The organism is candidate division KSB1 bacterium (genome assembly GCA_034506255.1).
Taxonomy (GTDB): Bacteria; Zhuqueibacterota; Zhuqueibacteria; order Zhuqueibacterales; family Zhuqueibacteraceae; genus Coneutiohabitans; species Coneutiohabitans thermophilus.
In genome coordinates this window covers 1-7011 of sequence record JAPDPX010000020.1, presented here as the reverse complement: position 1 = coordinate 7011, position 7011 = coordinate 1, and the positions used below count along the sequence as shown (strand labels likewise).

6 protein-coding genes and 1 pseudogene are annotated in these 7011 nt (G+C 55.8%); all 7 read left to right on the top strand.

Features of this window, described 5'->3' with window-relative positions; all coding sequences use genetic code 11:
• Nucleotides 1–260 precede the first annotated feature (260 nt).
• On the top strand, nucleotides 261–566 hold the full coding sequence (locus ONB52_22320; protein ID MDZ7418869.1) for a nucleotidyltransferase: 306 nt from the start codon (nucleotides 261–263) through the stop codon (nucleotides 564–566).
• A gap of 33 nt (nucleotides 567–599) precedes the next feature.
• A pseudogene (locus tag ONB52_22315) lies at nucleotides 600–3516 on the top strand (molybdopterin-dependent oxidoreductase).
• A gap of 119 nt (nucleotides 3517–3635) precedes the next feature.
• Nucleotides 3636–3869 (top strand): DUF2281 domain-containing protein, encoded by a 234-nt coding sequence (locus ONB52_22310; protein MDZ7418868.1) that lies wholly within the window; start codon nucleotides 3636–3638, stop codon nucleotides 3867–3869.
• Between the two features lie 2 nt (nucleotides 3870–3871).
• Nucleotides 3872–4306 (top strand): PIN domain-containing protein, encoded by a 435-nt coding sequence (locus tag ONB52_22305; GenBank protein MDZ7418867.1) that lies wholly within the window; start codon nucleotides 3872–3874, stop codon nucleotides 4304–4306.
• A complete protein-coding gene (locus ONB52_22300) occupies nucleotides 4303–4605 on the top strand; it encodes a hypothetical protein (GenBank protein ID MDZ7418866.1) in 303 nt (100 codons plus the stop codon). Before ONB52_22305 ends, ONB52_22300 begins: the two co-directional genes overlap by 4 nt.
• A gap of 645 nt (nucleotides 4606–5250) precedes the next feature.
• A complete protein-coding gene (locus tag ONB52_22295; protein MDZ7418865.1) occupies nucleotides 5251–5466 on the top strand; it encodes a hypothetical protein in 216 nt (71 codons plus the stop codon).
• A partial coding sequence (locus tag ONB52_22290) for an SIR2 family protein (GenBank protein ID MDZ7418864.1) occupies nucleotides 5463–7011 on the top strand: 1549 nt, incomplete at its 3' end. The genes ONB52_22295 and ONB52_22290, both read left to right, overlap by 4 nt.

Sequence of the window (7011 nt, the reverse complement as noted above, 5' to 3'; positions counted from 1 at the left end):
GGGCAAGACGCGCCGCGGGACGCACCCGCCGTCTGCGAGGCCACATGGGACTCCTCCTGGTGAATTTTGCGCAAAGATACGCAGCGATTCACCCAGAGGAAAGATGTGGTTCACCGAGGGGATACGGATATAGATCTCAAGGTGTTGGTGTCGAATCTTGATTATGCCGGTGTTCGCACGCGTTTAACGCGCGTTTTTCCCGAACCCGCACGACGCCAAGCCCCCCATAATCCTTTTATTGTCGCTGTAAAATTGATGGCGTGATCGTTAATTTTCTGTTGACCGCTCCCGGCTATGAAGAACAGATCATCGCCCGCGCGGTCCGCCGAAATCTCAATGGTTTCTCCATTTGGGTTTGTTCCGCCGAGGATTTGGTGATTCAAAAAGTGATTGCAGATCGAAAGAAAGACTGGGCGGACGTGGAAGCCTTGCTGATCGAACAATGCGACAAACTCGATGAAGCTTATATCGAAAACTGGCTGTCACAATTCGCCGAAGCGCTGGAGAAACCGGCGCTATTCACAGAATACAAACGTTTGGCCGAGAAGGCCAAAGCGCTCAAATAAGGAAATAACGGTAACTCTCAAGTAGAAACCGGAATGCTCCAACCATGTCCACAACACACTCTCCCTCTCTCATCGAAAAAATTGCCGAAAAACCTTCATCTCATTCCCAACTTGCACGGAGAATTCGGCGAAGAACTGCCGCGCTTGACTGAGCCGGGCGACCTCACCAATTATCCGCCGCCGGGAAAGTGGGATGATTGGGTTGAATACGAAGCCAAACGCTGGCCGCGCCGTGAGGCCAGGCATTACATGATCGTGCCCACCATTTGCTTCAATTGCGAAGCGGGCTGCGGCTTGTTGAGGTATATTGATAAGCAAACTGTGCAAGTGCGCAAGTTCAAAGGCAATCCCTGTCACCCCGGCAGCCGCGGAAGAAATTGTGCGAAAGGCCCGGCGACGATCAATCAGATCAACGACACCGATCGTATTCTTTATCCCATGAAGCGCACTGGCCAGCGCGGCGCGGGCCAGTGGCGGCGCGTGTCGTGGAATGAAGTGCTCGACGACATTGCGGGCCGCATTCGCCAGGCACTGCTTGAAAAGCGCAACAACGAAATTGCGTATCACGTGGGCCGGCCGGGACATGAAGGCTACATGGATCGCATTCTGCAATCATGGGGCGTAGACGGGCACAACAGTCACACCAATATTTGCTCGAGCGGGGCGCGTTTTGGCTATGCGTTCTGGCACGGTTACGACCGGCCCTCGCCCGATCACGCCAATGCACGATTCATTTTGTTGATCAGCGCGCATCTCGAGGCCGGGCATTATTTCAACCCGCATGCGCAGCGCATCATCGAAGGCATGATGAACGGCGCGAAACTCGCGGTGATGGATCCGCGGCTTTCGAACACCGCGAGCATGGCGGACTATTGGATGCCCACGTATCCCGGCAGTGAAGCCGCGGTTTTGCTCGCGATGGCGAAAGTGATTATTGACGAAAATCTCTACAACGAAAAATTTCTGCGCGATTGGGCGAATTGGCAGGAATATTTGATGAAGGAGCTTCCGAGCACCGAAATGACGTTTGCGAATTTCATCGCTGCGCTCAAAAAAGAATATCAAGAATACACACCGCAATTCGCCGAGCAAGAAAGCGGCGTGCCGGCACAAACGATCGTCGAGGTTGCGCGGCAAATCGGCGCAGCCGGCTCCCATTTCGCCACACACAATTGGCGCAGTGCGGGCAGCGGCAATCTCGGCGGCTGGGCGGTGGCGCGCTGCCTGCATTTCTTGAACGTGCTCACCGGCAGCGTGGGCTCCATCGGCGGCACCTCACCGAGCGCGTGGAATAAATTCAAACCCAATGTGCCGAACAAAGCGCCCGCGCAAAAATTTTGGAACGAGCTGCACTTTTCGAACGAGTATCCGCTCGCGCATTATGAAATGAGTTTTCTCCTGCCGCATTTTTTGAAGGAAGGCCGCGGCAAACTTGATGTGTATTTCACGCGTGTGTTCAATCCGGTGTGGACGTATCCCGACGGCTTCTCGTGGATCGAAGCATTGAGCGATGAAAGCAAGGTCGGCTTGCACGCCGCGCTCACGCCCACATGGAACGAAACCGCCTGTTTCGCGGATTATGTTTTGCCCATGGGACACGCGGGTGAGCGCCACGACATTGTGAGCTACGAAACGCATTCGGGTTTGTGGATCGGCTTTCGCCAGCCGGTGCTGCGCGAGGCGCGGCGCAAGATGGACCGGCCCGTGCAATTCACGTATGAAGCCAATCCCGGCGAGGTGTGGGAAGAAGATGAGTTTTGGATCGAGCTGTCGTGGCGCATTGATCCCGATGGCAGCCTCGGCATCAAGAAGCATTTCATCTCGCCCTGTCGCCCCGGCGAGAAGATGACGATCGACGAGTACTATCAATACATTTTCGAGCGCACGCCCGGCTTGCCGGAGAAGGCGGCGCAAGAAGGGCTGGCCCCGCTGGATTACATGCGCAAATACGGCGCGTTCGAAGTCGAAAGAACTTCATATAACACACATCAGCAGCCCGTTGCGAAAGCGGATTTGGAAGGCGCGAGCGTTGACGCGACGACGAACATCATCACCAAAAACGGCAAGGCCATCGGCGTGATGATCGACGGCGTGGCGCAAACCGGCTTCAACACGCCTTCGCGCAAACAGGAGTTTTATTCGCAAACGATGATTGACTGGCGCTGGCCGGAGTACAAGATTCCCACCTACATCAAAAGCCACGTCCATCATGCAGCGATTGATCGTGAAAAGGGCGAGTTTCCGCTCGTGCCCACGTTCCGTTTGCCGACTCTCATTCATTCGCGCTCGGGCAACGCGAAGTGGCTCTATGAAATTTCGATTCGCAATCCGTTGTGGATGCACACCTCCGACGCGGCGCGCCTCGGCATCAAAACCGGCGATTTGCTTCGCGTGAATACCGAGATCGGCTATTTCGTCGATCGCGTGTGGGTGACCGAAGGCATGAAACCCGGCGTGGTCGCGTGCTCACATCATTTAGGAAGATGGCGCTGGCCGCCGGATCCGGCGGGCAATCGTCGGGCGACGAGTCTCGTGAAGATTGAGCAGGTGGGGCAAGGGGCAGAAGGCAGGGGCAGGGGGCAATCAGCAACCAGCTTCAAGCATCGGACATTGGCGCATGCGTTTGATTGACGACATCCGCCCCTTCAAGAGCAGCGACCCGGCCACGTCGCGCATCTTCTGGAGCGACGGCGGCGTGCATCAGAACCTCACGTTTCCCGTGCATCCCGATCCCATCAGCGGCATGCACTGCTGGCATCAAAAAGTGCGCATTGGAAAGGCGCATGCCGATGATCATTACGGCGACGTGATGGTTGATACCGCAAAGTCGTTCGAAATTTATCGCGAATGGCTGAAGCTGGTGCGCCCCGCGCCCGGGCCGAATGGCTTGCGCCGGCCGTTGTGGTTGAACCGGCCGCTCAGGCCGGTGGAGGAGAGATTTTATTTGTAACTCATTCGATGGGAAACCAGACGTTTCGCTCGGCTTCATGAAATTCCAGTTGATTTTCCGGCGGTTTTTCTCGTTATTTGATCAAACAACGAATCAGCTACTGCAAAGGGGAATTGGTCATGACACCTGCTAAACTCAAGTTACAGCAAATAGTCGAGCAACTTCCTGAGCCGCAGTTGGAAGAAGTGATCGATTTTGCCGAATTTCTTTCGCAGAAGATCAAAAACGGCCCGCCCAAAGCGGCGCAAAGCCACTTTCCCCAAACACTGGATCTTCCTGTTGTTCGTGAAATAAAATTTGTTGGCGATCCCTTCCTGAGGCGCGAGGATCTCTATGATGAGTCGGGGCGATAGAGATGCCAGGCGAAGTGGTGTTCATCGACACCAACGTTTGGGTGGCGTGCATGTTCGCAGATCATCCGTTTCACGAACGCGCGCGGGCAAGACTGAATGAGTTGGTTCGGGACGAAAAGCGCCTCGGACTTTCCAGCCAAATCATTCGAGAGATCGTATCGGTATGCACCTTGGGGCGGAATCTCTCCCGGGCGATGACCTGGGAGGAATTGCGAATGCAACTCGGCCCGATTTTCTCGCAAACCATATTCCTCAACGAAACTGAAACCTCCGCAAAACTTCTAATTGAACTGGGCCAACGCCTGGCGATACGTGGCAAGCAGATTCATGACACGAATATCGTGGCCGTCATGCTCGCACACGAGGTTTCCCGCCTGGTTACGTTCAACCCCGATGACTTTCAGCGTTTTGCCGAAATCGAGCTGATTGTGCCGTGATTGCAGTCAGGTGGCTTCAGCGCAAAAAGGGCGGCGCGCATCAGAATATCACCTTTCCGGTGCATCCCGATCCCGTCAGCGGCATGCACTGCTGGCATCAAAAAGTGCGCCTTGAAAAGACGCATGCCGATGATCATTACGGCGACGTGATGGTTGATACCGCAAAGTCGTTCGAAATTTATCGCGAATGGCTGAAGCTCGCGCGCCCCGCGCCCGGGCCGAATGGCTTGCGCCGGCCGTTGTGGTTGAACCGGCCGCTCAGGCCGGTGGAGGAGAGGTTTTATTTGCAGAAATGGTAGAGACGTCCCGGCCGGGCGTCTCTACCCCGAATGCCAATGCCCCCACCCAGCGTTTGCAATCCAATTCCCTCGGATCAATTATTGGGCAATTCAAATCGATCTGCACCAAACGCATTTCGGCTGCAGGGTTTCGAGATTTTGCGTGGCAACCGCGATTTTATGATCACACCCTTCGCAATGAAAAATCGTTACAGAAGATTCGGGAATACGTTATCAATAACCCGTTGCGGTGGGAAGAGGATAAAGAGAATCCCGCCAATCTTTTTATGTGATTTTGAAAAGATTGACGCTGGTGTTTCGGCGTGGTGGCGAATAAAAACGAACGAATGCCGTAGAGAGACCCCAGCGGGCGGATGCGCCCGAGGGCAGGGACGACCCGGCGGGTCGTCTCTACGTTGGGTCCACTGGAAACGCCCTGACATATTGCGATGTTGCATGGCGTTGTAGAGACGTTCCGGCGGAACGTTGCAACGCGGGTTCACATAAACCAGAAAGAAGGCGGCGAGGGCGCGTGACCGAGCCTGTCACGAGGTGGAAAAATAAAGGCAATGTATGAACCGGCGATTTCAACAACGCCCGCAAACTCCGAGTGCCATGTTTATAGCCGAAGCTGGTCATGGGTTGGAAAACTCCGTCAGGAGTGACATGTTGCCAATTCTCGCGGCGATGAAAGCCATCGCGTCGCAACCCGTTTCTCACATTTCACTCCCAACGGACTTTGAGCAACGAACGGGCCTTCATGGCTACAAACATTTCATCCGCAGCGGCATCAAAGCTCCCGCACAACAGATCATATCGGCGATGGCTCAAGTTGAAAACCCAAATTCATTCGCACAAATTTTTTCCCGCTGTCTTTTATGAAAATCCTCGACCTCAAAACCGCGGCGCGGCAAATCACAGCCGCATGCCAGGCCAAACGCGAACGCTCGCCGTTTTTCTTCATCACCGGCGCGGGACTTTCCACGCCCAGCGTGCCCTTGGCCGCGGAAATCGTGCAGCATTGCAAAACGCGCGCGGTCGAGTTGTACGGCACACCCGCGCCGCCGGCTTCGGACGCGCTCACGGTCTATTCGCACTGGTTCGAACATGCCTATCCCAATGCCGAAGAGCGCCGCGCTTATTTGCAAGGCATGATCGAGGGCAGAGCCGTCACCACGGCCAACCTGCGCCTTGCGCACCTTCTGCTCAATTGCTCGCCTTCGAATCTCGTCATCACCACCAATTTCGACGATCTGCTCTCGCGCAGCTTGCTGCTCTTTGGCAAGCCGCACGTGCTCTGCGATCACCCCAGCACCATTGGCCGCATCCAGCCCGAACGCGAGCACGATATTCAAATCGTGCACGTACACGGCTCGTATTGGTTTTATGACTGCTGCAATTTGAAAGATGAAATCGCGGCGCGCGCGCAACGTTCTCCCAATCTCCCGTTCGACATGTCCGCCTTTCTCGATCACGTGCTGCACAATCGCTCTCCGCTCGTGCTCGGGTATGGCGGCTGGGAAGGCGACGTGGTGATGTCCGCGCTGCGCCGCCGCCTTTATCACAACGAGCAGCCCAATGCGCTCGGCTACAATGTTTATTGGTTTCTTTATGAGCGCGGCCAAGTTGCGGCCCTGCCCAGGTGGTTGCAAGAGCATCCCAACGTTGTGTTCGTGGCGAAGCCCGAACCTGCGGCCACGAGCGAGGCATACATGGAAAGCGGCGCGGAGAAAATGTCGCAGCGCGCGGCTCGGCCAACCGATTTGGAAAAAGACAAACGCGACCTGATTTTGCCCGGGCACGAGGTTTTTGATGAATTGATTCGCGCCTTCAAATTGCCCGCGCCCGAGTTGGTGCAAGACCCGCTCGGGTTTTTTATAAAAAGTTTGCGCCAGTCTTTGCCGCCGGATCAGCCGGGCAATGCGCAACCGGACATTTACCTCATGCGCAGCATGTTGGACCGCCTCGCGTGGGCCAAACAAAAGCTGGCGGAAACGCTGCAACACATGGAAACGCAATTGGAGAGCGTGCGCGACGCGTTGCGCCGCGCGCAATATCGTGAGGCCTTGCAACTCGGCGCAGGTATTCCGCCTGCGGATTTGTCTGAAGAGCAGCGCCGCGAGTTGCTGCGCCTGATGTGGGAGGCTGCCGACGCTTTGGATGATCGTTCCGAAGACGAGTTGGTCGGTTATGAACGCATCGAGGCCGCGTGCGCCTCGTTGCCCGGGCTTGATGCGGAAACTCAGGTTCTGCTTGCACGCGCGTTGTTGCGCAAAGGTTATGTGCTCGGCCAACTCAACCGCAGCGAAGAAGCGCTTGCGGCTTATGACGAAGTGTTGCGCCGCTTTGGCGAGGCCACGGAACTGCCGCTGCGCGAGCAAGTGGCAAGGGCGTTGGTGAATAAAGGCTACAGACTCGGCCAACTCA

Bases quoted from the DNA above. Each gene is read 5' to 3' on its own strand.
- ONB52_22310 (MDZ7418868.1), top strand. From the start codon at position 3,636: ATGACACCTGCTAAACTCAAGTTACAGCAAATAGTCGAGCAACTTCCT.
- ONB52_22305 (MDZ7418867.1), top strand. From the start codon at position 3,872: ATGCCAGGCGAAGTGGTGTTCATCGACACCAACGTTTGGGTGGCGTGC.
- ONB52_22295 (MDZ7418865.1), top strand. From the start codon at position 5,251: ATGTTGCCAATTCTCGCGGCGATGAAAGCCATCGCGTCGCAACCCGTT.